At 66.7% G+C, this 22,446-nt stretch carries 19 protein-coding genes and 2 tRNA genes; 8 read left to right on the top strand and 13 right to left on the bottom strand.

Annotation, left to right across the window (positions count from 1 at the left end):
- Positions 1–10: 10 nt before the first annotated feature.
- On the bottom strand, positions 11–616 hold the full coding sequence (locus KTJ87_RS06585) for a carboxypeptidase-like regulatory domain-containing protein (RefSeq protein WP_267138305.1): 606 nt from the start codon (positions 614–616) through the stop codon (positions 11–13).
- A 74-nt stretch (positions 617–690) separates the two neighbouring features.
- Positions 691–1,050, bottom strand: coding sequence for a phosphoribosyl-AMP cyclohydrolase (gene hisI, locus KTJ87_RS06580; protein ID WP_267138304.1), 360 nt, complete (start codon positions 1,048–1,050; stop codon positions 691–693).
- A 64-nt stretch (positions 1,051–1,114) separates the two neighbouring features.
- Here hisI and KTJ87_RS06575 point away from each other — a divergent pair, with 64 nt between their 5' ends.
- On the top strand, positions 1,115–1,564 hold the full coding sequence (locus KTJ87_RS06575) for an iron-sulfur cluster assembly scaffold protein (RefSeq protein WP_267138303.1): 450 nt from the start codon (positions 1,115–1,117) through the stop codon (positions 1,562–1,564).
- Between the two features lie 66 nt (positions 1,565–1,630).
- On the opposite strand, the gene KTJ87_RS06570 is transcribed toward KTJ87_RS06575, so the two are convergent.
- Positions 1,631–3,013 carry an NAD-dependent succinate-semialdehyde dehydrogenase gene (locus KTJ87_RS06570; protein WP_267138302.1) on the bottom strand — a complete coding sequence of 461 codons (1,383 nt, stop codon included), beginning with the start codon at positions 3,011–3,013 and terminating at the stop codon, positions 1,631–1,633.
- A 187-nt stretch (positions 3,014–3,200) separates the two neighbouring features.
- On the opposite strand from KTJ87_RS06570, the gene KTJ87_RS06565 reads away from it, so the two are divergent.
- From KTJ87_RS06565 to KTJ87_RS06545, 5 genes are all read left to right on the top strand, one after another.
- Positions 3,201–5,246: an ASKHA domain-containing protein gene (locus tag KTJ87_RS06565; RefSeq protein ID WP_267138301.1), complete on the top strand. Its 2,046-nt coding sequence runs from the start codon at positions 3,201–3,203 to the stop codon at positions 5,244–5,246.
- Between the two features lie 45 nt (positions 5,247–5,291).
- Positions 5,292–5,365, top strand: a tRNA-Gly gene (locus tag KTJ87_RS06560).
- Between the two features lie 118 nt (positions 5,366–5,483).
- Entirely contained in the window at positions 5,484–6,671 is a 1,188-nt protein-coding gene (locus KTJ87_RS06555; protein ID WP_267138300.1) for an acyl-CoA dehydrogenase family protein, read from the top strand.
- A gap of 16 nt (positions 6,672–6,687) precedes the next feature.
- Positions 6,688–7,746 carry an acyl-CoA dehydrogenase family protein gene (locus KTJ87_RS06550; RefSeq protein ID WP_323371658.1) on the top strand — a complete coding sequence of 353 codons (1,059 nt, stop codon included), beginning with the start codon at positions 6,688–6,690 and terminating at the stop codon, positions 7,744–7,746.
- A gap of 197 nt (positions 7,747–7,943) precedes the next feature.
- Positions 7,944–9,158 (top strand): acyl-CoA dehydrogenase, encoded by a 1,215-nt coding sequence (locus KTJ87_RS06545; RefSeq protein WP_267138298.1) that lies wholly within the window; start codon positions 7,944–7,946, stop codon positions 9,156–9,158.
- 42 nt (positions 9,159–9,200) lie between these two features.
- On the opposite strand, the gene pgi is transcribed toward KTJ87_RS06545, so the two are convergent.
- From pgi to KTJ87_RS06515, 6 genes are all read right to left on the bottom strand, one after another.
- Positions 9,201–10,820 (bottom strand): glucose-6-phosphate isomerase, encoded by a 1,620-nt coding sequence (pgi, locus tag KTJ87_RS06540; RefSeq protein ID WP_267138297.1) that lies wholly within the window; start codon positions 10,818–10,820, stop codon positions 9,201–9,203.
- 6 nt (positions 10,821–10,826) lie between these two features.
- Positions 10,827–11,501, bottom strand: coding sequence for a 6-phosphogluconolactonase (gene pgl / locus KTJ87_RS06535; RefSeq protein WP_267138296.1), 675 nt, complete (start codon positions 11,499–11,501; stop codon positions 10,827–10,829).
- The gene (gene zwf / locus KTJ87_RS06530; RefSeq protein ID WP_267138295.1) at positions 11,498–12,952 is read right to left on the bottom strand and encodes a glucose-6-phosphate dehydrogenase; all 1,455 of its coding nucleotides are present in this window, start codon (positions 12,950–12,952) and stop codon (positions 11,498–11,500) included. The genes pgl and zwf overlap by 4 nt, the downstream gene beginning before the upstream one ends.
- Positions 12,953–13,074: 122 nt before the next feature.
- Entirely contained in the window at positions 13,075–14,025 is a 951-nt protein-coding gene (locus KTJ87_RS06525; protein ID WP_267138294.1) for an agmatinase, read from the bottom strand.
- A 273-nt stretch (positions 14,026–14,298) separates the two neighbouring features.
- Positions 14,299–14,374 (bottom strand) — tRNA-Thr (locus KTJ87_RS06520).
- A 111-nt stretch (positions 14,375–14,485) separates the two neighbouring features.
- Positions 14,486–15,166, bottom strand: coding sequence for a TetR/AcrR family transcriptional regulator (locus tag KTJ87_RS06515; protein ID WP_267138293.1), 681 nt, complete (start codon positions 15,164–15,166; stop codon positions 14,486–14,488).
- A gap of 117 nt (positions 15,167–15,283) precedes the next feature.
- Between KTJ87_RS06515 and KTJ87_RS06510 the strand changes: the two genes are divergently transcribed.
- Positions 15,284–17,329 (top strand): NADH:flavin oxidoreductase, encoded by a 2,046-nt coding sequence (locus tag KTJ87_RS06510; protein WP_267138292.1) that lies wholly within the window; start codon positions 15,284–15,286, stop codon positions 17,327–17,329.
- A 10-nt stretch (positions 17,330–17,339) separates the two neighbouring features.
- On the opposite strand, the gene KTJ87_RS06505 is transcribed toward KTJ87_RS06510, so the two are convergent.
- Both KTJ87_RS06505 and KTJ87_RS06500 read right to left on the bottom strand, forming a co-directional pair.
- A complete protein-coding gene (locus KTJ87_RS06505) occupies positions 17,340–19,007 on the bottom strand; it encodes an ABC transporter permease (RefSeq protein WP_267138291.1) in 1,668 nt (555 codons plus the stop codon).
- Positions 19,008–19,048: 41 nt separating this feature from the next.
- Positions 19,049–19,312, bottom strand: a complete 264-nt coding sequence (locus tag KTJ87_RS06500; RefSeq protein WP_267138290.1) for a DUF2312 domain-containing protein — start codon at positions 19,310–19,312, stop codon at positions 19,049–19,051.
- A 130-nt stretch (positions 19,313–19,442) separates the two neighbouring features.
- Between KTJ87_RS06500 and KTJ87_RS06495 the strand changes: the two genes are divergently transcribed.
- Positions 19,443–19,658 (top strand): hypothetical protein, encoded by a 216-nt coding sequence (locus tag KTJ87_RS06495; protein ID WP_267138289.1) that lies wholly within the window; start codon positions 19,443–19,445, stop codon positions 19,656–19,658.
- 28 nt (positions 19,659–19,686) lie between these two features.
- On the opposite strand, the gene xylA is transcribed toward KTJ87_RS06495, so the two are convergent.
- Together xylA and xylB are read right to left on the bottom strand one after the other, a co-directional pair.
- Positions 19,687–20,994: a xylose isomerase gene (xylA, locus tag KTJ87_RS06490; protein ID WP_267138288.1), complete on the bottom strand. Its 1,308-nt coding sequence runs from the start codon at positions 20,992–20,994 to the stop codon at positions 19,687–19,689.
- Complete coding sequence (gene xylB, locus KTJ87_RS06485) at positions 20,991–22,430, bottom strand: xylulokinase (protein WP_267138287.1); 1,440 nt, start codon at positions 22,428–22,430, stop codon at positions 20,991–20,993. The genes xylA and xylB overlap by 4 nt, the downstream gene beginning before the upstream one ends.
- Between the last annotated feature and the right edge of the window lie 16 nt (positions 22,431–22,446).

Genomic DNA, 22,446 nt, shown 5'->3' with positions numbered 1-22,446 from the left:
CCAGCCAGGCTCACCTGATCTCGAAGCGCTGGTGAACGACGACCAGCCCCAGCTCAAGCCGCCCCGGTGTGCCGTCGTCCCATGTCTCGACACGCACATCCGTCCCGACATCGCTGAGGCGAAAGCCCCTCGGATCGCCCGGGATCGACCAGGCGTGCTCGCTGGCGTGGAAGTCGAGGGGCACATCGAAAGCGCCGTCCTTGCCTGCGACGAACGACGACATCCCGCGCAGCGGCCCCTGCCCGTCGATGAAATCCAGTTCGGTCCAGTGCAGCGCGGGCTGCCCGAGAAGGTCCATCTCGAACCCGATCTCCAGTAGCTGCGAGGGGTGCCGCACGAACGGATTGTCCAGCCTGATCCGCCGCGATGTCAGGGAAACGTCAGATTGCACCGTGAAGCGGCCCTGCGCATCGGTGACGATCATGCGCCCTGCGCCGGGACGGCGTGGCGCGGGATCGCTGCCAAGCACCACCCTGACGGAAAGGCGCGGCAAGGGCCTGCCATCAAGGTCCTGCACCACGCCAGACAGGAACAAGGTGTCGGCCCGCGCTGGGGCAGCAAGGCAGGCCGCGAACAGAGCAAGGGCCACGGTCAGTGCCTTGAACAAACCCGTCACGGTGCAGCCCCTTCATTTCGAGGGAAAGTGCGCCAGGATGGCAGCACAGGGCCCGTCCGTCAAAGGATTTGCGATCAGGCGTCCGGCGCCATCAACTCGACCTCATCGCCGCCGCGCACCGCGGTGTAGAAGCATGTGCGCCGCCCGGTGTGGCAGGCCGGGCCGGTCTGGCGCACGGTGACCAGAACGCAGTCGCGGTCGCAATCGACGCGCAAATCCACCAGCTCCTGCACATTCCCCGAGGTTTCGCCCTTGATCCAGAAGGCCTGCCGCGAACGCGACCAATATGTGACGCGGCCCGTGTCAAGCGTGCGCGTCACCGCCTCGGCGTTCATCCAGGCCATCATCAGCACCTCTCCGGTGGCATGATCCTGCGCGATCACGGGAACGAGACCTTGATCGTTGTAGCGCAGGGTTGCGGCATCGAAGCTCATGGCACAGTCTTTCCCAATGGCATGTCCGCGCCTATCTAGGCGTCAGGAACCGGAGAGGAAAGCCATGAGCGACGCCGATCTCATCAAGCTCTATTCTGGCCGCATCCTTGCGCTGGCCACCGACATCCCGCTGACGGACCGGCTGGAGGCGCCGCAGGCGACCGTCAAGAAGCGCTCTCCGCTGTGCGGATCGACCGTGACGGTGGACGTGGTGATGGAGGACGGGCGCATCACCGGCTTTGGGCAGGACGTGAAGGCTTGCGCGCTGGGCCAGGCCTCGGCCTCGGTCGTCGGCGCCAGCATCATCGGGCGCACCCGCGCCGAAGTGGAACAGGCGCGCGACGATCTCAAGGCGATGCTCAAGTCGGACGGACCCGCCCCTGGCGCGCCTTTCGGCGATCTTGAGGTCCTGATTCCCGCCCGCGACTACAAGAACCGCCACGCGTCGATCATGTTGACGCTGGAGGCGACGGCAGAGGCAATGGCAGAGGCGGAAAAGGCCGCCTGCGCCTGACCCTGCTCTTGAGTGCGCACGCCGCCCCGGCCCGTTCCGGGGTGCCGGGCCGAGACGACGCCACGCTCAGGCCGCGAGGATATTGACGGCCTTCACGTTCACGAACTCCTTCATGCCAAAACCGCCGTGTTCGCGGCCGTGGCCCGAATGCTTGACGCCGCCAAAGGGCATGTCGGGCTGTGCGAGGCCGAAGCCGTTGACGAACACCATGCCGGTGTCGAAATGCTCCATCGCCAGCTTGACCGCAGCGTCCTCGTCCCTGGAAAAGATGCCGCCGCCGAGGCCGAAGCGGCTGTCGTTGGCGATGCGCATCGCGTCTTTCGCGTCCGTCGCCCGGATCAGCGAGGCGACGGGACCGAACAATTCGTCGTCATAGGCGGGCATCCCGGGCGCGACATCGCCCAGAACCGTGGCGGGGTAGTAGAACCCCTGCCCGTCCGGAATCTCGCCGCCGCACAGGATCGTGGCGCCCTTGTCGACAGAGGCCCGGACCTGATGGTGAAGCGTATCGCGCAAGTCCTCGCGCGCCATCGGGCCGATATCGGCCTCGCCCTCCATCGGATCGCCCGCCTTGAGGTCGTTCATGGCGGCGACGAACGCTTCCTTGAACTGGTCGTAGACGGCATCGACCACGATGAAGCGTTTGGCCGCCACGCAGGTCTCGCCATTGTTATAGACCCGGCCCATGACGCTTTGCTTGACCGCGGTTTCGATGTCGGCGTCCTCCAGCACGAGATAGGCGTCGTTCGACCCAAGCTCGAGCACCGACTTCTTGAGATGCTTGCCCGCCTCGGCGCCGACATGCTTGCCCGCGCGCTCCGACCCGGTCAGCGTCACGCCGCGCACCAGATCATGCGCGATGACGTTATCCGATTGCTCGTGGGTGATCCGCAGCACCTTGAAGGCATCCTTGGGCAGGTCCGATGCGTCGAACACCTCTTGCAGGAACAGCGCCGATCCGGTGACGCTTTCGGCGTGTTTCAGAAGCACCGTGTTCCCCGACATCAGGTTGGCGATGGCATAGCGAAAGACCTGATACGCCGGGAAATTCCATGGCTGGATGCCGTAGATCACGCCGATCGGCGCGTAGCCGATGACGCCCTTGCCGCCGTTCATTAGATCACGCTCTTCGTCCGCAAGAGCGTTGGGGCCAGTCTCGGCGGTCCAGTCGCAGATCGCGGCACACAGGTCGATCTCTTGCTCGGACTGCGACAACAGCTTGCCCATCTCCTGCGACATCAGACGTGCAAGTGCGTCCTTGCGCTCGCGCAGGACAGCGCCGACAGAACGGATTGCGTTGGCGCGGTCCGCTGCCGGGGTGGCGCCCCAGGTGCCGAACGCCGCATGTGCCGCCTCGATGGTCCGGTTCACCTCGGTGTCCGACATCAGATCGTAACTGTTGATCGGCTCGCCGGTCGCGGGGTTGATCGTGTGAAGTCTGTCAGCCACGGGAAACTCTCCTGTTCGGAAATGCTGTGCTGCGGGGCGAACGTGGCTATCGCGGACGTTGTTCCGCCTTCCGTCGCGGCGGTCAGACCGGGCCAGAGTCGCGGCGAAGGCGCGCGGCGCCGCATTCCGGCCTTCCATGTCCCGCGCGGATCACTAGTGTCCGGCCCAACCACATCGAAGGCCGACCATGACCCAGGATCCGCTCGTCATCTTCACCCCCTCCGGCAAGCGCGGACGCTTTGCCGTCGGAACGCCCGTCCTGACGGCGGCGCGGCAGCTTGGGGTCGATCTCGACAGCGTCTGCGGCGGGCGCGGCATCTGTTCCAAGTGCCAGGTGTCGCCAGGCTATGGCGATTTCTCGAAACACGGCGTGACGGTGCAGCCCGGCGCGCTGTCGGACGTGAATGCTGTCGAGGAACGCTATGACCGGGTGCGCGGCCTGAAACCAGGACGTCGGCTTGGTTGCCAGGCCACGGTGCAGGGCGACGTGGTGATCGACGTGCCGCCCGAAAGCCAGGTGCACAAGCAGGTGGTGCGCAAGGCCGCCAGCGCGCGCGTCATGACGATGGACCCGGCAACGCGGCTTTACTACGTCGAGGTGGACGAGCCCGACATGCATTCCCCCACCGGCGATCTGGAGCGGCTCAAGCGCGCGCTGGCCGACCAGCACGGGATCGAGGTTGACCGCCTGCGCTGCGACCTGCCGGTGCTGTCAAAGCTCCAGCCCGCCCTGCGCAAGGGCAAGTGGACCGTCACCGCCGCGCTGCACAAGGGCCATGCCGACGCGCATGAGCGTATCCTCGATCTTTGGCCCGGGTATTGGGAGGGGCGGCTTTACGGCCTTGCCATCGACCTTGGGTCCACCACCATCGCCGCGCATCTGTGCGACCTGCGCAACGGCGAGGTCAAGGCCTCGGCCGGCGTGATGAACCCCCAGATCCGCTTCGGCGAAGACCTGATGAGCCGGGTGTCCTACGCGATGATGAACCCCGGCGGTGATGCCGAGATGACCCGCACCGTGCGCGAGGCGATCAACACGCTGGCGGTGGAAATCGCCGCCGAGGGCGAGATCGAGCCGTCGCAGATCATGGAGACGGTGTTCGTCTGCAACCCGGTGATGCACCATCTGCTGCTGGGCATCGACCCGGTGGAGCTTGGGCAGGCGCCGTTTGCGCTGGCCACGTCGGATTCCATGTCGCTCGATGCCCGCGAACTGGACCTGTCGGCGATCAACCCCGCCGCGCGCGTCTTCGTGCTGCCCTGCATCGCGGGGCATGTCGGCGCGGATGCCGCCGCCGTGGCCTTGTCCGAAGAACCGTACAAGGCCGAGGTGCTGACCCTGATCGTGGACGTGGGCACCAACGCCGAGATCCTTTTGGGCGACAAGCGCCGGGTGCTGGCCTGTTCCTCGCCCACCGGCCCGGCCTTCGAGGGCGCGCAGATTTCCAGCGGCCAGCGTGCAGCCCCGGGCGCCATCGAGCGGGTCGAGATCGACCCGGTGACGAAAGAGCCGCGCTTCAAGGTGATCGGCAGCGACCTGTGGTCGACCGAAGCGGGCTTTGCCGAAGCTGTCGGCGCGTCGGGCGTCACCGGCATCTGCGGGTCGGGCATCATCGAAGCGGTGGCCGAGATGCGCGCGGCGGGGATCGTCGACACCTCGGGCCTGATCGGATCGGCCGACCAGACCGGCACACCGCGCAGCGTGGCCGAGGGGAGGACGCATTCCTATCTTCTGCACGATGCAAGCGAGGATGGCGGCCCGCGCATCAGCGTGACCCAGGGCGACATCCGCGCGATCCAACTGGCGAAATCGGCGCTCTATGCGGGCGCGCGCCTGTTGATGGACGAGATGGGCGTGGACGAGGTGGACAAGGTGATCCTTGCCGGTGCCTTCGGCGCGCATATCTCGCCGAAACACGCGATGATCCTCGGGATGATCCCCGACTGCCCGCTGGAACGCGTGTCAAGCGCGGGGAATGCCGCCGGAACCGGCGCGCGCATCGCGCTGTGCAACCGGTCGGCCCGCGCCGACATCGAGGCGCGCGTGCGTGACATCCACAAGGTCGAGACGGCCATCGAGCCGCGCTTTCAAGAGCATTTCATCGCCGCCAACGCCCTGCCGCACGCCACCGCGCCCTTCGTCGAGCTGCGCAAGATCGTCACCCTGCCCGAGGTCAGCTTCAATTCGGGTGGCGAGGACGGCGGCGGTCGGCGCAGGCGCAGGCGCGGCTGACCGCCCCTTGCCAAGCCGCGCGCCGGACGGCATAAGAGCGACCGTGCGGGTGTAGTTCAATGGTAGAACGGCAGCTTCCCAAGCTGCATACGAGGGTTCGATTCCCTTCACCCGCTCCAACCCTCCCCGCTTGACCGACAACGACACAACGTCGCGCCTTGCGCGTGCCATGACGCTGTGGACAGCCCGGCGTTCGGGTGCTCTATCTTTCGGCGCAGCATCCGGGGGGAGGATCAGATGGACCTGAGCTATTCCGAGGCGGAACGCGCCTTTCAGGACGAGGTGCGTGCCTTCCTGAAAGACAGCCTGCCCAAGGACTTGTCGGACAAGGTTCGCGCGAATATCGAGCTCGGCCGCGAAGACATGGTGCGCTGGCACGCGATCCTGAACGCGCGCGGCTGGCTGGCCTCGACCTGGCCGAAGGACCACGGCGGCACCGGCTGGACCCCGGTCGAGCGGCACATCTTCGAAGAGGAATGCGCGCTGGCCTTCGCCCCGCGCATCGTTCCCTTCGGCGTGCACATGCTGGGGCCGGTGCTGCTCAAGTTCGGCAGCGAGGCGCAGAAGGCGTCGTTCCTGCCGCGCATTCTGGACGGCACCGACTGGTGGTGCCAGGGCTATTCCGAACCGGGCGCCGGGTCTGACCTTGCCAGCCTGAAGACGGCAGCGGTGCGCGACGGCGCCGACTATGTCGTGAATGGCCAAAAGACCTGGACCACTCTTGGCCAGCACGCCAACAAGATCTTCTGCCTCGTGCGCACGTCAAAGGACGGCAAGCCGCAGGAAGGCATCAGCTTTCTGCTGATCGACCTCGATACCCCCGGCATCGAGATGCGCCCGATCAAGTTGATCGAGGGCGGACACGAGGTGAACGAGGTGTTCTTTACCGATGTGCGCGTGCCCGCGTCCAACCTCGTGGGCGCGGAAAATCAGGGCTGGACCATCGCCAAATACCTGCTGACCCACGAGCGCACCAACATCGCGGGCGTCGGGTTCTCGGCCGCCGCCTTCGAGCAGTTGAAGATCATCGCGCGCAAGATCACGCGGGGCGGCAGGCCGCTGGCCGAGACGCCGCTGTTCGCCGCGCGCATGGCGCAGACCGAAATCGACCTCGAGGCGATGAAGATCACCAACCTGCGGATGCTGTCCGAGGCGCAGAAGAACGGCGCGCCGGGGCTCGAATCCTCGATGCTCAAGATCAAGGGCACCGTGATCCGGCAGACACTGAACGACCTCACACGCCGCGCGCTCGGCCCCGCCGCCGCGCCCTTCCCCTCCGAGGATCTGGACGGCAATGCCGCGCTGGTGCCCGGGGATTTCGCCAACGAGGCGGCGGAGTATTTCAACAACCGCAAGATCTCGATCTTCGGCGGATCGAACGAGATCCAGCGGAACATCCTGTCGAAAGCGATGCTGGGGCTGTGAACAGATGAATTTCGAGATGACCGACGACCGGCGGATGCTGTCGGACACGCTGAACCGCTACCTCGCAGGCAAGTATGGCTGGGAACACCGGGCCAAGGCCGCCTATCAGGCGCCGTTCCACGATCCAGCGCGCTGGGCGGAATTGTCCGAACTGGGGGTGCTGATGGCACTGGCGCCCGAGGATCAGGGCGGCTTTGGCGGCGCGGGCTTTGACATCACGGCGGTATTCGAGGCGCTGGGGCGCGCGATCTGTCCCGAGCCGGTGCTGGCGGCGCTGCTGTCGTCCCGCCTGTTGGCGGCGGCGGGCGCGGATCAGGAGGCTCTGTTGGCGGGCGCGGTGCATCACGCCGCCGCGCTGGGCGAGCTGGACGCGCCCTATGATCTGTCCGGCATCGCCACCACCGCGCGCAAGGACGGCGAAGGATACCGCCTGTCGGGGCGCAAATCCGTGGTCTATGGCGGCCATGTCGCGGAACGGTTCCTGGTAGCGGCGCTGCTGGACGGCACGATGGCCTTGTTCGACGTGGCGGCCAGCGACGCCGAGGTAACGCCCTATGGCATGATCGACGGCGGCGGCGCTGCGGAGGTGTTCCTTGACGCCGCGCCTGCCACGCTGCTGCTGGCAGAGGCTGGCGCGGCGGTGCAGGACGCGCTTGACGCCGGGACGCTGGCGCTTTGTGCCGAAGCGGTCGGCGCGATGGACGTGAGTTTCGACATCACGCTCGACTATCTCAAGAGCCGCAAACAGTTCGGCACGACCATCGGCAGCTTTCAGGCGTTGCAGCACCGCATGGTCGACATGAAAACCGAGATCGAACAGGCGCGGTCGATCACCATCCTCGCCGCCAGCCGGATAGGCACCGGCGCGCAATCGCGCAGCGTGTCGATGGCAAAGAACCTGATCGGCCGGACCGCGAAACTGGTGGCCGAGGACTGCGTACAGATGCACGGCGGCATCGCGATGACATGGGAATACCAGATGTCGCATTACGCCAAGCGACTGGTGATGATCGACCACCAGCTTGGAGACACCGACCACCACCTCGAGCGGGTGATGGCGACGCGCGGCGTCTGAGGACCCTCGCCCCGCGCTGCGCTGCGCTGCGGGGCGATCCAGCCGGGGGAGGCTTTGCCTCCCCCGGACCCCCTCCAGAGTATTTCCGGACCAAAGATGGGGCGGGACCGCGCACCCCCCCCTGCGCCGGGGTCGTGGTTGACGCGCGGCGGACTATGTCTCAATCAAGGGACGCGCAGACCTCAGGAGGAACGATCATGCCGGACGGACAGACCATGGGGCACGGCCCCTCGCTTGCGGGGTTCGACTGGGCCGACCCGTTCCTGATGGACCGCCAGTTGACGGACGACGAGCGGATGATCGCCGCCAGCGCGCGGTCCTATGCGCAGGACAAGCTGATGCCGCGCGTCACCGACATGTATCTCAACGAGACCGCTGCGCCCGAGATCTTTGCCGAGATGGGCGCGATGGGCCTTCTGGGCATCACGATTCCCGAAGAATTCGGCGGCCTCGGTGCGGGCTATGTCAGTTACGGGCTTGTCGCGCGCGAGGTCGAGCGGGTGGATTCCGGCTATCGGTCGATGATGTCGGTGCAGTCGTCGCTGGTGATGTATCCGATCCACGCCTACGGCTCGGACGCTCAGCGGCAGAAGTACCTACCGAAGCTTGCGTCTGGCGAATGGACCGGGTGTTTCGGCCTGACCGAACCCGAAGCCGGGTCCGACCCGGGCGGCATGAAGACAACTGCGACGAAGACGGACGGCGGCTATGTCCTGAACGGTGCCAAGATGTGGATCTCGAACGCCCCCATCGCGGATGTCTTCGTGGTCTGGGCCAAGTCCGAGGCGCATGGTGGCAAGATCCGCGGGTTCGTTCTGGACAAGGGCACGCCCGGTCTGACGGCGCCCAAGATCGGCGGCAAGTTATCGCTGCGCGCCTCGATCACCGGCGAAATCTCGATGGTTAACGTCGAGGTGGGCGAGGAGGCGCTGTTGCCCAACGTAGAGGGTCTCAAGGGGCCGTTCGGATGTCTCAACCGGGCGCGCTATGGCATCTCCTGGGGCGCGATGGGTGCGGCGGAAGACTGCTGGCATCTGGCGCGGCAGTATGGCCTTGACCGCAAGCAGTTCGGGCGCCCGCTGGCGCAGACGCAGCTGTTCCAGAAAAAGCTGGCCGACATGCAGACCGAGATCGCGCTTGGGCTGCAGGCGTCCTTGCGGGTGGGCCGGATGCTGGACGACGGCGTGGCCGCGCCCGAGGCGATCAGCCTGATCAAGCGCAACAACTGCGGCAAGGCGCTGGATATCGCGCGGGCCGCCCGAGACATGCATGGCGGAAACGGGATCATGGCCGAATACCATGTGATGCGCCACGCGCAGAACCTTGAGACGGTGAACACCTATGAGGGCACGCACGACGTGCATGCGCTGATTCTGGGGCGGGCGCAGACCGGGCTTCAGGCGTTTTTCTGAACCTGGATTATCAAGGGCGGGCGGCACCTTGCCGCCCTTCCTTCAAGCACCGGACGAAGCGGCATCCTGCACGAAGGCGACAAGCTGGCGGGTCGACCCGTCCTTGTCATCGGCGGAGGCGTCACCCGCGATCACCGGCTCCAGCGCCTTGGCAAGCTCCTTGCCAAGCTCCACCCCCCATTGGTCGTAGGAGTTGATCCCGAGGATCGCGCCCTCGACGAAGACGCGGTGTTCATACAGCGCCACGATCTGCCCCAGAACGCGCGGCGTGAGGCGCGGATAGACCAGCGTTGTCGACGGGCGGTTGCCGGGGAAAACCCGGTGCCGCGCCTGCCGCTCCAGCTCCTCGCCCGTGAAGCGGTCGGCGATCAACGCGCGTGCTTCGTCAAGACTGCGGCCGCGCATCAGCGCCTCGGACTGCGCCAGGCAGTTGGCCAGCAACAGCCGGTGCTGATGCGCCAGATGCGGCTCGTGCCCGGCCGCGGCGACCATGAATTCGCAGGGAACGACCTGCGTGCCCTGGTGGATCAGCTGGTAGAAGGCGTGCTGTCCATTGGTCCCCGGCTCGCCCCAGACGACAGGGCCGGAGGCGACGGAAAGCTCGGCCCCGTCCATCGACACGCGCTTGCCGTTCGATTCCATCTCGAGCTGCTGGAAATAGGCGGCCAGCCGCGACAGGCGCTGGTCATAAGGAAGCACGGCGCGGGTCGGATAACCGCAGACCTGGTGGTGCCAGAGGCCGACCAGCGCCAGCATCACCGGCATGTTGCGCTGCGGCTCGGCGCTGCGGAAATGCAGGTCCATCGCTTCGGCGCCGCGCAGCACGTCGCGGAAATCATCCGGGCCGATGGCGATCATCAAGGACAGGCCGATTGGACCCCACATCGAATAGCGCCCGCCGACCCAGTCCTCGAAGTCGAACACCCGGGCCTCGTCGATGCCGAAGGCCGCCGTTCGGTCCACCGCCGAGGACAGCGCCGCGAAATGGCCGCCCGCCGCATCCGCCCCGACCGTATCCGCGATCCAGTCGCGCGCGGTCTGCGCGTTGGTCATCGTCTCGATGGTGGTGAAGGTCTTGGAGGCGACGATCACCAGCGTCGTGGCAGGGTCCAGCCCCGTCAGCGTGTCAGCAACATGCGCGCCGTCGACGTTCGACACGAAATGGCAGCGCGGGCCGTCATGGTAGGGCGCAAGCGCCAGCGTGGCCATCGCGGGGCCAAGATCGGATCCGCCGATGCCGATGTTGACAACGTCGGTGATCCGCTTGCCACCCGGCGTCTGGAACGCGCCGCCACGCACTGCGGTCGCAAAGGCGTCCATCCGGTCCAGCGTCGCCAGCACGCCCGGCATCACATCCTTGCCGTCCACCATGACCGGTGCGCCCGACAGGTTTCGCAAGGCGGTGTGCAGCACCGCGCGCCCCTCGGTCTCATTGATCGCATGGCCTGCGAACATCGCGTCGCGCTTGTCCGCGACGCCCGCCTCTTCGGCCAGTGCCAGAAGCGCGCGGCGGGTTTCCTCGTCGATGTTGGTCTTGGAATAGTCCAGCAGCATCCCCTCGGCCCGCACCGAGAACTCGGCAGGGCGCGCCGCGTCGAACAGCGGCAGGATGCCCCGGCCCTTCGTCCTGTCATGCAAGGCTTGCAGCGTGGTCCAATCCATCAGCGACTACTCCGACCAGTGAACGGTGGCGTCCGCCAGCACGGCGCAGACGGGCGCCCGCAGGGGATCGCCGATCTCGCGCGCGCGGTCCAGCGCGCCGCGCTTGGCTCGCCCGGTGATGACGATATGGGTCGACATCGCGCCCGACAGCACGGGACGCGTCAGGGTGATGCGCGGCTCGGGCGCGCCGGGCGCGCGCATCGCCATTAGCGGCGGCGCATGGGGGGCCATCGCGTCGGCCAGACGGTCGGCGCCCGGAAACAGCGAGGCCGTGTGCATGTCGTCGCCCATGCCCAGCAACAGGACGGACAGCGGCAATTCAGGCGCCAGCGCGTCGCTCAAGGCGTCCAGCCCGTCCTCGGGCGCCTCGTGCCCGGAATAAAGCGGCACATGCACGGCGCGCGCGGCCTCGCCGGTGAACAGACGCTCGCGCAGAAGCCGCGTGTTGGACCGCTCGTGATCCTCGGGCACCCAGCGCTCGTCAGTCAGCAGCACATGCACGCGGTCCCAGTCCAGCCGGACCGCCGACAGGGTGTCGAAGATCGGCCCCGGCGTGGTGCCCCCCGGGACCGCAAAGGACGCATGATCGTGACGCGACAGACAAGACCGCAACTCGCCCGCCAGCACGTTGGCGAGGTCGATCATCATCATCTCGCGGTCGGGGTATTCGACGAGCTTCATTCGCGGATCTCCCTCCAGCGGCGCCCCTCCCGGTGCAGCAGCATCGCCGATTCCTCCGGCCCGGAGCTGCCCGGCTCGTAGGTCTTGGGACGGTCGCCGCGCGCCTCCCAGCCGTCGATGATCGGATCGGTCCAGGCCCACGCCGCCTCGACCTCGTCGCCGCGCATGAACAGGGTCTGGTTGCCGCGGATCACGTCCATGATGAGCCGCTCATAGGCGTCGGGAATATCCGCAGCCTCGGGCCCAAGCGCATCGGCAAAGGACATATCGAGCGGCACCTCGACAAGTCGCATGCCGCCCGGCCCCGGTTCCTTGATGGTGACGCGCAGGTTCATCCCCTCGTTCGGCTGTAGCCGGATCACCAGCGCATTGCCGCGCTGTTCTTCCTGCTCGCCGAAGATGGAATGCGGCGTCTTCTTGAAGATGATCGCGATCTCGGACGCGCGCCCTCTCAGCCGCTTGCCGGTGCGCAGGTAGAACGGCGTGCCCTTCCAGCGCCAGTTCGACACATGCACCTTCATCGCGATGAAGCTTTCCGTGGCCGAGCCGCTGTCTTCGACATCCTCAAGATAGCTCTTGGTGCCCTTGGCCGCGCCGTACTGGCCGCGCACGATGTCCGACGGATCGACGGGGTCGAGCGCGCGGATCACCTTGAGCTTTTCGTCGCGCACCGCGTCGGGGTCGAACTGGTGCGGCGGCTCCATCGCGATAAGGCACAGAAGCTGCATCAGGTGGTTCTGGATCATATCCCGCATCGCGCCGGACTTGTCGTAGTATTGCCCGCGCCCGCCGACGCCGACGGTCTCGGCCACGGTGATCTGGATGTGATCGACGTATTGCGCGTTCCACAGCGGCTCGAACAGGATGTTGCCGAAGCGGACGGCCATCAGGTTCTGCACCGTCTCTTTCCCGAGGTAGTGGTCGATCCGGTAAATCTGGTGCTCGTCGAAATGCTCGGCCAGCGTGGCGTTCAGCGTCCGTGCCGAGGCAAGATCCCGGCCAAACGGCTTTTCGACCACGATCCGGCTGTCGTCATCGGTGATGCCATGTGCATGAAGCCGCTCTGCCAGATCGCCGAACAGCCCCGGCGCCACCGAGAAATAAAAGGCGCGCACGACGCCGTCGCGTTGCATCGCCTTGAGGTCCGGCCAGCCGCCCTCGCCCTTGGCGTCGATGGCGACATAGTGGATATGATCGAGAAACGCCTCGATCCGGTCCGTGTCACGCTTGGCGCCCGCCACGAATTCCAGCAGCGCCTCGCGCACCATGTCCTGAAAGTCCTTGCGCGACATCTCGCTGCGGGCGGCGCCGATGATGCGGGCATCTTCGGGCATCTGCTCGGCCCAGAAGCGGCGGTAGAGGCCCGGCAGGATCTTGCGCCGGGCCAGATCGCCGGTTCCGCCGAAGATGGTCAAGTCGAACGGATCGACCGGGATGATGCGCGAAACCATTCATGCCTCCTTGAAGGGGCGCCGTTAGCGGTAACGACAACTGTCGCCGCCCATCTATCCAAGCCGCGTGCCCGAGTCCAGTATCTCGTCCAGTATCTCGTCCGGCATCTCGGGTGCACAGGTCACGCCGCCATGGCGCAAAGCAGCTCGAACATCACCGATACCCCGAGGTAAGCCGTCGCGCCCGTCGGATCAAACGGCGGAGAGACCTCGACCATGTCGGCCCCCACGATATCGAGCCCGTAGAGATGGCGGCACACCTCGAGCGCCTGATAACTGTCTGGCCCGCCGATTTCGGGCGTTCCGGTGCCGGGGGCAAAGGCGGGATCGACGAAATCGATGTCATACGAGACATAGGTTTCCCCCTCGCCCACGATGTCCCGCGCCTCGGCCATGACATCGTTGAGCCCGCGGCGGAAATATTCCTCGATCCCGATCACCCGGATGCCGACGCTGTCAGCGAAATCGCGGTCCTCGCTGTCATACATCGTGCCGCGGATGCCGATCTGCACCACGCGCCCCGGGTCCAGAAGCCCCTCTTCGACCGCGCGGCGGAACGGTGTTCCGTGAGTATAGGCGGACCCGCCGAAGTATCCCCTGTACAGATCGGTGTGGCTGTCGAAATGCACTATCCCCAGCGGCGCGCCGCGCCCCAGCGCGCGCAGCACCGGCAGAGAACACAGATGATCGCCCCCCGCCGTGAGCGGCCGAATGCCCGCCGCCACAAGCCCGTCATAGAACGCGGTGATCCGGTCCATCGTGTCCAGAACGTCTGCGGGATTGGGGCCGACATCGCCCAGATCGGCACAGCGCAGCACCTCGAACGGCCGGATCCCCGTTGCCCCGTTCTGCGCCCGGATCATGGTCGAAGCGTCGCGAAGCTGCCTCGGACCGTGACGCGGGCCGGGCCGGTTGGTCGTCCCGCTGTCCCAGGGCAGCCCCACCAGGCCGACCTCGACCTCGGAATACCGCTCGTGACCTGGCGGCACATGCGGCAGCCGCATGAACGTCGCCAACCCCGCGAACCGCGGCAGGTCGAAGCCCGAAACAGGCGTAAAGAACGCATCGGTCATCTGGCGCCTCCTGAAGGATCGGGGCAGCTACAGACCAGCCCGCGATCCTGTCCTCTTTGGTCCGGAAATACTCCGGAGGGGGTCCGGGGGAGGCAGAGCCTCCCCCGCCGGTTCAGCTTGCACATCGCACGGGCCCGGTGACAAGATCCACCAACCCGGCAAAATATCCCCAATTTCAGGTTCAGCGGGATCGGCGCCCCAGCGGAGGCCCGCCAAGCCGTCGCCTTCGTGGTCGGACCAGTCCATCCCGATCTGCCGCGCCGCCGTTCGAATTGGTGCCGGTCGAGGGACTCGAACCCCCGACCCTCTGATTACAAATCAGACGCTCTACCAGCTGAGCTAGACCGGCCCTGCGGCTGACGGGAACACCGCTCCCCCGCACCGCGCTTCCGGTGGGTAGCGCAAGTCACCTCGCTCGACAAGACCTGCCGCCGCCGCCCCGGACATCACCGCGGGGGCCTCATGTCGCGCCGGCCTCCTCGGCCTTGCGGCCCTGCTGCAACCGGGCGTGAAAGCGGGCCAGTTCGCTGCGCGTGGGGGACTGGCCAGAGAATGTCTTGACGTATCCGGGCACTCGGGCGATGCGGACGTCGGCGCTTTCCCGCACCTGCATCGAGATATAGCCGATCTGGGTCAGGTATACGGTTCGGGCGCGCACGTCCGCCTCGTCCGGGGCGAAGCCGAAGCGCTCGAACATCTGCCGGATCGCGGCAAGCCGGATCTCGTCTGCGGCCTGCACCCGCGCGGCGACATCGGCTGACTGGTGGGCCCAGCCGCGCACCGCGAAGTCCAGACGCGGCTCGAAAACGGTTTCCTCGTGAAACACCGCGATCAGGTTCAGGATCGCCTCGGAGATCGTCTCGGCATAGGCGGAACAGGCGGTGACGAAAGCCCCGGTGTTCCGCGCCTCCCAGTCCGCGAGAAGCGCGTCCAGAAGCGCCGTCCTGTCCTTGAAGAACCAGTAAAAGCTGGTGCGCGAGATCTGCAGACCGGTCGCCAGAGGCTGGATCTTGACGGCGTCGAGACCGGACAGAACCAGAGCCTGCTTGGCCGCGTCCAGCCACAGCTCGCGCGAGCCGCGCCATCCGGTCGCCTTCTCCGGCTCGTCCGACTTGTCTGAAGTGTCCTTCCGGTTCGGCATGCGGGCGAGGATAGGCCCCCCGCCCGGGCGCGACAAGAAAAATATACGCCGATGAACTCATACTTGACATAAGTGAACATTCCGGGGAATCCTGACCACGTCAGCAAGGATGCCCGCATGTCCAACGATCCCCTTCTTCAGCCGTATCAGCTCAAGCATCTCACCCTTCGCAACCGGATCATGACCACGAGCCATGAGCCGGCCTATCCCGAGGACGGGATGCCGAAAGAGCGCTATGCCGCCTACCACGCCGAACGGGCGAAGGCGGGCGTGGCGCTGGCGATGACCGCAGGGTCCGCCGCCGTGTCGCGCGACAGCCCGCCGGTGTTCAACAACGTGCTGGCCTACAAGGACGAAGTGGTGCCGTGGATTCGGCAACTGACCGATGCCTGCCACGACCACGGCTGCGCGGTGATGATCCAGCTGACCCACCTCGGCCGCCGCACCGGCTGGTCCAAGGGCGACTGGCTGCCATCCGTGTCCTCGTCCAGGCACCGCGAACCGGCGCACCGGGCGTTCCCCAAGCTGGCCGAGGATTGGGACATCGAGCGTATCATCGGCGATTTCGCCGACGCGACCGAACGCATGAAGGCGGGCGGCATGGACGGGATCGAGCTTCAGGTCTACGGCCACCTGCTCGATCAGTTCTGGTCGCCGCTGACCAACGACCTGGACGGGCCCTACGGCGGGCAAAGCCTCGACAGCCGGATGAAGCTGCTGATGGACGTGCTGGCAGGCATCCGAAAGCGCGTCGGCGACGATTTCATCGTCGGCTTGCGCTACACCGCCGACGAGGCCGAGGCGGGCGGCATCACCCCCGAAGAAGGCATCGAGATCTCGAAGCGGCTGGCGGCGACCAGAATGGTCGATTTCCTGAACGTGATCCGCGGGCGCATCCATACCGATCCCGCCATGACCGACGTGATCCCGGTGCAGGGTATGAAGACCGCGCCGCATCTCGATTTCGCGGGCGCGGTCAAGGCCGCCACCGGAATGCCCACCTTTCACGCGGCCCGAATACCCGATGTCGCCACGGCGCGGCATGCCATTCAGGCCGGGCTTCTGGACATGGTCGGCATGACCCGCGCGCACATGGCCGACCCGCATGTCGTGCGCAAGATCGTCGAGGGGCGCGAGGATGACATCCGCCCCTGTGTCGGCGCCACCTATTGCCTCGACCGGATTTACGCCGCGGGCGAAGCACTGTGCATCCACAACGCTGCCACCGGGCGCGAGTTGACGATGCCGCATGACATCGCCCCCGCGCCCGAACGCAGGCGCGTTGTCATCATCGGCGCAGGGCCCGCCGGGCTGGAAGCGGCGCGCGTCGCCTCTGCGCGCGGCCATGAGGTGACGGTGTTCGAGGCCCAGCCCGACCCCGGCGGACAGATCCGCCTTACTGCGCTCAGCCCAAGGCGGCGCGAGATGATCGGCATCATCGATTGGCGCATGTCGCAATGCGCCGCGCGCGACGTCACGTTCCGGTTCAACACCTGGGCCGAGGCCGAGGATGTGACCGCCCTGGCCCCCGATGTGGTGATCGTCGCAACGGGCGGGCTGCCGAACACCGAACTGTTCGAAAGCGGCACCGACCAGCCCCATGTCGTCAGCGCGTGGGACCTGATCTCGGGCGATGTGAAGCCCGGCCAGGATGTCCTGATCTATGATGAAAGCGGCGATCATCCCGGCCTGATGGCCGCCGAGGTGGCCGCGACCGCGGGCGCAACCGTCGAGGTGATGACCCCCGACCGCGTCTTTGCTCCCGACATCATGGCGATGAACCTCGTGCCCTACATGCGCGCGCTGCAGGACAAGGACGTCGCCTTTACCGTCACCCGGCGGCTTAAGGGCGTGGTGCGCGACGGCAACCGGCTGAAGGCGACGATCGGCACGGACTACAGCGATTTCACCAGCACGAAGACCTATGACCAGGTGGTGGTGAACTACGGCACCCTGCCCCTCGATGATCTGTATTTCGCGCTGAAGCCGCTGTCCTCGAACGAGGGAGAGGTCGACCACGACGCGCTGATCGCTGGGCGCCCGCAGACCGCCACGCGCAACCCCGGCGGCGCGTTCCAGCTGTTCCGCATCGGCGATGCGGTCAGCGCGCGCAACATCCACGCGGCGATCTACGATGCGCTGCGGCTGGTGAAGGATCTCTGACCGGTTCCAGCTATGCCGCCTTGTCGCGGTTGGTTCGGGCCAGAAGCAGCACGGCCGCCAGACCGACGCCGATCACCAGCATCGCGGCGGGGGCCGCCTCGCCTATCTTTTCCAGTGACGCCTTCTCGTGCACCCGCGTCGCGAGGGTGTGATAGCCGAAGGGCCGCAGAAGCAGCGTGGCGGGCAATTCCTTGACGCAATCGACAAACACCAGAAGCAGCGCGGTGCCGACCGACCCGCGCATCAGCGGCACATAGACCGACCGCAGCGTGCCGCCTGACGAGCGCCCGAGCGACCGCGCCGCCATCGCGAGTGACGGCGCGACCCGGCCCATGGCGGCATCCGCAGCGCCCTGCGCAATGGCAAAGAACCGCACCGCGTAGGCATAGACGATCGCGACGGCAGAGCCGGTCATCAGAAGCCCGATGTCGCGCCCCGTCATATCCTCGACCACGTCCGCCAGCCAGTTGTCCGCCGCCGCCATCGGGATTAGCAGCCCGACGCCCAGCACCGCGCCCGGCGCCGCATAGCCGATGGTCGTCAGCGGCAGCAGCAGGCGCGGCAGCCCGCGCCCGGTCTGGCGCATCCCCCAGACCATGAACAGCGCCGCCGTCACCGTGACGCCCGCCGCGATGCCGCCCACCGCCAGCGTGTGCCACAGCGCCCGCAACAGCCCCGGATCGATCCAGTAATCGGGGTGGCGCAGCGCGTGGCTCAGGATCACGCCCGTCGGCAGCACAAATCCGATGGCGAAGGGCAGCGCGCAGGCGGCGGTGGCGGCCCAGCCCTTCCCTCCGGTCAGTGTGATCCGCGTCACGGGCCGGACATGACGCGCGGCCTGAAAGTGGCGCAGATGGCGGCGCGAGGATTTCTCGATCGCAACCAGCACGAAGATCAGGATCAGCACCACGCTGGCCAGTTGCGCCGCGCCGCCCGCGTTTCCCGCCTGCAGCCAGACCGAGAAGATGCCGGTGGTCAGCGTCTGCACCGCAAAGAAATCCACCGTGCCGAAATCGGACAGCGTTTCCATCATCACGATGGCGGTTCCGGCGGCGATGGCGGGACGCGCCAGCGGCAGGCCGACCGACAGGAACCGGCGCCACGGCCCCGCGCCAAGCGTGCGCGCGACCTCGAACGCGGCGCCCGATTGTTCGCGGAACGCGGTGCGCGCCAGAAGGTAGGTGTAGGGAAACAGCGAGGCCGAGATTACCAGGATCGCGGCGCCCATCGAGCGGATCTGCGGGAACCAGTAATCGCGTGAGGTCTGCCAGCCGAACAGATCGCGCAAGGCCGTCTGCACCGGCCCCGCGTATTCGAGGAAATCGACCAGCGCATAGGCGCCCACATAGGCCGGGATCGCCAGCGGCAGCAGCAGCAGCCATTCCAGAAGCCCCGCGCCCGGAAAGCGGTACATCGACACCAGCCAGGCGGTCCCTGCGCCCACGAAGGCGGTGATGCCCCCCACCGAGACAGCAAGGATCAACGAGTTGCTCAGGTAGCGCGGCAGCGTCGTGGACAAAAGGTGCGGCCAGATGTTCTCGGTCGGATTCAACGCGATCCAGCCGACCGAAACGATGGGCAACAGCACAAGCGCCGCGATGATCGCGGCGCCGACCGACCAGCCGGACACGGACAGGCGCCGCCGGGCGCGCCCAAGTTGAGCGTTTTGGTCAGCCATAGCGCTGAGCTAGGCGCAATCCGGGCCCGAGTAAAGCCGCCTCAGGACATCCCGAGCGCGGATTTGTACATCTCGAGCACCGCTTCTTCCTCGGCGATGTCGTCCTTGTCGCGCTTGCGCAGCGCGATCACCTTGCGCATCACCTTGGTGTCGTAGCCGCGCGCCTTGGCTTCGGCCATCACCTCTTTTTGCGCGTCGGCGATGTCCTTCTTTTCCTGCTCCAGCCGCTCGAAGCGCTCGATGAACTGGCGCAATTCGTCGGCTGTGACCTTGTAGGTGTCGGGGTTGGTCGCGGTATCGCTCATCTGTCCTGCCTCTTCGGGATGCTCGAAGCGCCGGGATAGCGCCCGCGCCGGGGTGCCGCAAGGGTCTGAACGCTTGCCCGCGCGGCGGCTTCGCGGTACGCAGTCGCGCTTTCAGGCAGGAGAGACGGCGATGGAATGGCTTGTGTGGATCGGAACGGCTTTGTCGCTGGCGGGGCTGGCGGGCCTGGTCTGGTGCATCGTGTCGGTGGCCCGCGCCAAGCGGCAGGGCCTGTCCGACGAGGCCATGCGCGCCAAGCTGCAGCGGATCGTTCCGGCGAACCTTGGCGCGCTGGCGGTGTCGGCCATCGGGCTGATGTGCGTCGTGATGGGCATCGCCCTGGCCTGACGGTGATCCCGGGGCCAGGGCGCGCGGGTCACACGAAGCGGTTCACCAGGTTCTCCAGCCGTTCCTGACGGCCCGATCGCGGTTCCGGGTTGATCCCGGCAGACCGGACATGGCTTTCCAGATCGCCGAGCGAGCGTTCGCCGCGCAGGATCTTCTGCGACTCGTCGCTGTCCCAACCGGCGTAGCGCTCGGCCCGAAGCGCCTCGAGCGTGCCGTCCTCCAGCATCGCCGCCGCCGCCTTGAGGCCCCGCGCACAGGCATCCATGCCGCCGACATGGGCAAGGATCAGGTCCTCGGGATCAAGCGACTGGCGCCGCAGCTTGGCGTCGAAGTTGGTGCCGCCGGTGGTGAATCCGCCCGCCTTGAGCACCTCGTAGAAGGCCAGCGCCATCTCGGGGACGTTGTTGGGGAACTGGTCGGTGTCCCAGCCCGACTGGTAATCGTTGCGGTTGATGTCGATGGACCCGAACAGCCCAAGGCTCGACGCCATCGCCAACTCGTGCTCGAACGAATGCCCGGCAAGGATCGCATGGCCCTGTTCGATGTTGACCTTGACCTCGTTCTCAAGCCCGAAGCGCTTGAGGAACCCGTAGACCGTGGCGACATCGTAGTCGTACTGGTGCTTGGTCGGCTCCTGCGGTTTCGGCTCGATCAGGATCGCGCCCTTGAAGCCGATCTTGTGCTTGTAGTCGACCACCATCGACAGCATCCGCCCCGCCTGTTCCGACTCGCGCGACAGGTCGGTGTTCAGCAGCGTCTCGTAGCCCTCGCGCCCGCCCCAGAGAACATAGTTGGCGCCGCCCAGCTTGTGCGTGGCGTCCATGCAGGTCTTGATGGTCGCGCCCGCGTAGGCGAACACATCGGGGTCGGGGTTGGTCGCAGCGCCAGACATGAAGCGGCGGTGCGAGAACAGGTTTGCCGTGCCCCAGAGGAGTTTCGTCTTCGACGTCTCCATCTTTTGACCGAAGTAGTCCACGATCTCCTCGAGATTGCGGGTGCTTTCCGCGAAATCAGCGCCTTCGGGGCGCACGTCGGCGTCGTGAAAGCAGAAGAACGGCGCGCCGAGGATGTCGAACATCTCGAACGCGACATCGGCCTTCAGCCGCGCCAGATCCATCGTGTCGCCGAACCACGGGCGCTGAAAGGTCTGCCCGCCAAAGGGATCGCCGCCCGGCCAGGCAAAGCTGTGCCAATAAGCGATGGCGAAGCGCAGGTGATCCTCCATCCGCTTGCCCATGACCGTCTCGTCGGGATTGTAGTGGCGGAAGGAGAAGTCGTTGGTGCTGTCGGGCCCCTCGTAGGCGATCTTGGGAAGTCCGGCGAAGAAGTCGGTCATGTCAGTCCTCGTATGGCGGTTTGCGCGGCGCGGTAACGGTCGTGGCCCTCGTCGAAGGCGGCGGACAGCGCCGGATCGGGATCAATGGTGCGGGCGATGGCGGGGCGTGTGGCCACCTCTGCGGCGCTGGCGCCGGTGGCCGCCATGATGGCAAGCCGCGCAGCCCCGAACGCGCCGCCGTAGTCGCCCGCCTCGGGCAGGTCGAGCGGCAGGCCAAGCGCGGTGGCGATGGCGCGCAGCCAGTAGTCCGAACGTGACCCGCCGCCGACGGCCAGCAGGCTGTCGATCTCGGTCCCGGTCGCGGCCAGCGCATCGCGGCAATCGCGGATGGCGAAGGTCACGCCTTCCAGCACGGCGCGCGTTGCCGCAGCGGTGTCGGTCGCATGTTCGAGACCAAGGAACGCACCCCGGATGGCGGCGTCGTTCAGCGGCGTGCGCTCTCCGCCCAGATACGGCAGGAACAGCGTCTTGCCGGGGGCGTGCAGATCCCCCAGCGCGCCCGTCAGTGCGGCGGCGTCCTGCCCCACCAGCCCGGCATACCAGTTCAGCGCATCCGTCGCCGACAGGATCACGCCCATCTGGTGCCAGGTGTCCGGCAGGGCATGGCAGAAGGTGTGCACCGCCGTCGCCGCATCGGGCCGGTAGCCGTCGTTCGCCGCGAACAGGACGCCTGAGGTTCCGAGCGACACGAACCCCTGCCCGCCCCGCACCACGCCCACGCCAATCGCTGCGGCGGCATTGTCGCCTGCCCCGCCCGCGACGGGAACGCCTGCGGGCAGGCCCCAGCGGGTGGCAAGGTCGGCGCGCATCTCGCCCGACACTTCAGAGCCTTCGACCAGCCGCGGCATCTGCGCCCGGCTGAGGTCGGTCTTGTCCAGAAGCGTGTCCGACCAGGTGCGCGCGCCGGTGTCGAGCCAGCTTGTGCCCGCCGCATCGGACATCTCGGCGACATGCTCGCCGGTCAACCACAGGCGCAGGTAATCCTTCGGCAACAGCACCGATGCGACCCGGTCGAACACCTCGCGCTCGTGCTTGCGGACCCAGGCGAGTTTCGGAGCGGTGAAGCCGGGAAAGACGATGTTGCCCGACACCTCGCGGAACGCGGGGTCCGCGTCCATCAGCGCCGCCTCGACATGGGCGCGGGTGTCGTTCCACAGGATCGAGGGGCGCAGCACCTCGTCGGCCGCATCCAGAAGCGTCGCGCCGTGCATCTGCCCCGACAGGCCGATGCCCTGCACGCCCGAAAGATCGTGGTCCGACAGCGCGTCGAACACCGCTTCGGCGGCGGCGACCCAGTCGGCGGGCGCCTGCTCGGACCAGCCCTCTGCCGGGCGCTGGACCGTCAACGGCGCCGTCGCTTCCGCGACGATGCGCTGAGAGACGTCTATCAGAATGCCCTTCAGTCCGGACGTCCCGAGATCGAGACCGATGAACATGGCTACCTCATGCGTT

Source organism: Anianabacter salinae, assembly GCF_019061145.1.
In the GTDB taxonomy this organism is placed as follows: Bacteria; Pseudomonadota; Alphaproteobacteria; order Rhodobacterales; family Rhodobacteraceae; genus Anianibacter; species Anianibacter salinarum.
The sequence above is the reverse complement of the archived record's forward strand: the minus strand, read 5'-3'. Positions and strand labels throughout refer to the sequence as shown.

Excerpts from the sequence above, each read along its gene's own strand:
- hisI (WP_267138304.1), bottom strand. The coding sequence starts at position 1,050 with ATGAGCTTCGATGCCGCAACCCTGCGCTACAACGATCAAGGTCTCGTT.
- KTJ87_RS06575 (WP_267138303.1), top strand. The coding sequence starts at position 1,115 with ATGAGCGACGCCGATCTCATCAAGCTCTATTCTGGCCGCATCCTTGCG.
- KTJ87_RS06565 (WP_267138301.1), top strand. The coding sequence starts at position 3,201 with ATGACCCAGGATCCGCTCGTCATCTTCACCCCCTCCGGCAAGCGCGGA.
- KTJ87_RS06555 (WP_267138300.1), top strand. The coding sequence starts at position 5,484 with ATGGACCTGAGCTATTCCGAGGCGGAACGCGCCTTTCAGGACGAGGTG.
- KTJ87_RS06550 (WP_323371658.1), top strand. The coding sequence starts at position 6,688 with ATGACCGACGACCGGCGGATGCTGTCGGACACGCTGAACCGCTACCTC.
- KTJ87_RS06545 (WP_267138298.1), top strand. The coding sequence starts at position 7,944 with ATGCCGGACGGACAGACCATGGGGCACGGCCCCTCGCTTGCGGGGTTC.
- pgi (WP_267138297.1), bottom strand. The coding sequence starts at position 10,820 with ATGGATTGGACCACGCTGCAAGCCTTGCATGACAGGACGAAGGGCCGG.
- pgl (WP_267138296.1), bottom strand. The coding sequence starts at position 11,501 with ATGAAGCTCGTCGAATACCCCGACCGCGAGATGATGATGATCGACCTC.
- zwf (WP_267138295.1), bottom strand. The coding sequence starts at position 12,952 with ATGGTTTCGCGCATCATCCCGGTCGATCCGTTCGACTTGACCATCTTC.
- KTJ87_RS06525 (WP_267138294.1), bottom strand. The coding sequence starts at position 14,025 with ATGACCGATGCGTTCTTTACGCCTGTTTCGGGCTTCGACCTGCCGCGG.
- KTJ87_RS06515 (WP_267138293.1), bottom strand. The coding sequence starts at position 15,166 with ATGCCGAACCGGAAGGACACTTCAGACAAGTCGGACGAGCCGGAGAAG.
- KTJ87_RS06510 (WP_267138292.1), top strand. The coding sequence starts at position 15,284 with ATGTCCAACGATCCCCTTCTTCAGCCGTATCAGCTCAAGCATCTCACC.
- KTJ87_RS06505 (WP_267138291.1), bottom strand. The coding sequence starts at position 19,007 with ATGGCTGACCAAAACGCTCAACTTGGGCGCGCCCGGCGGCGCCTGTCC.
- KTJ87_RS06500 (WP_267138290.1), bottom strand. The coding sequence starts at position 19,312 with ATGAGCGATACCGCGACCAACCCCGACACCTACAAGGTCACAGCCGAC.
- KTJ87_RS06495 (WP_267138289.1), top strand. The coding sequence starts at position 19,443 with ATGGAATGGCTTGTGTGGATCGGAACGGCTTTGTCGCTGGCGGGGCTG.
- xylA (WP_267138288.1), bottom strand. The coding sequence starts at position 20,994 with ATGACCGACTTCTTCGCCGGACTTCCCAAGATCGCCTACGAGGGGCCC.
- xylB (WP_267138287.1), bottom strand. The coding sequence starts at position 22,430 with ATGTTCATCGGTCTCGATCTCGGGACGTCCGGACTGAAGGGCATTCTG.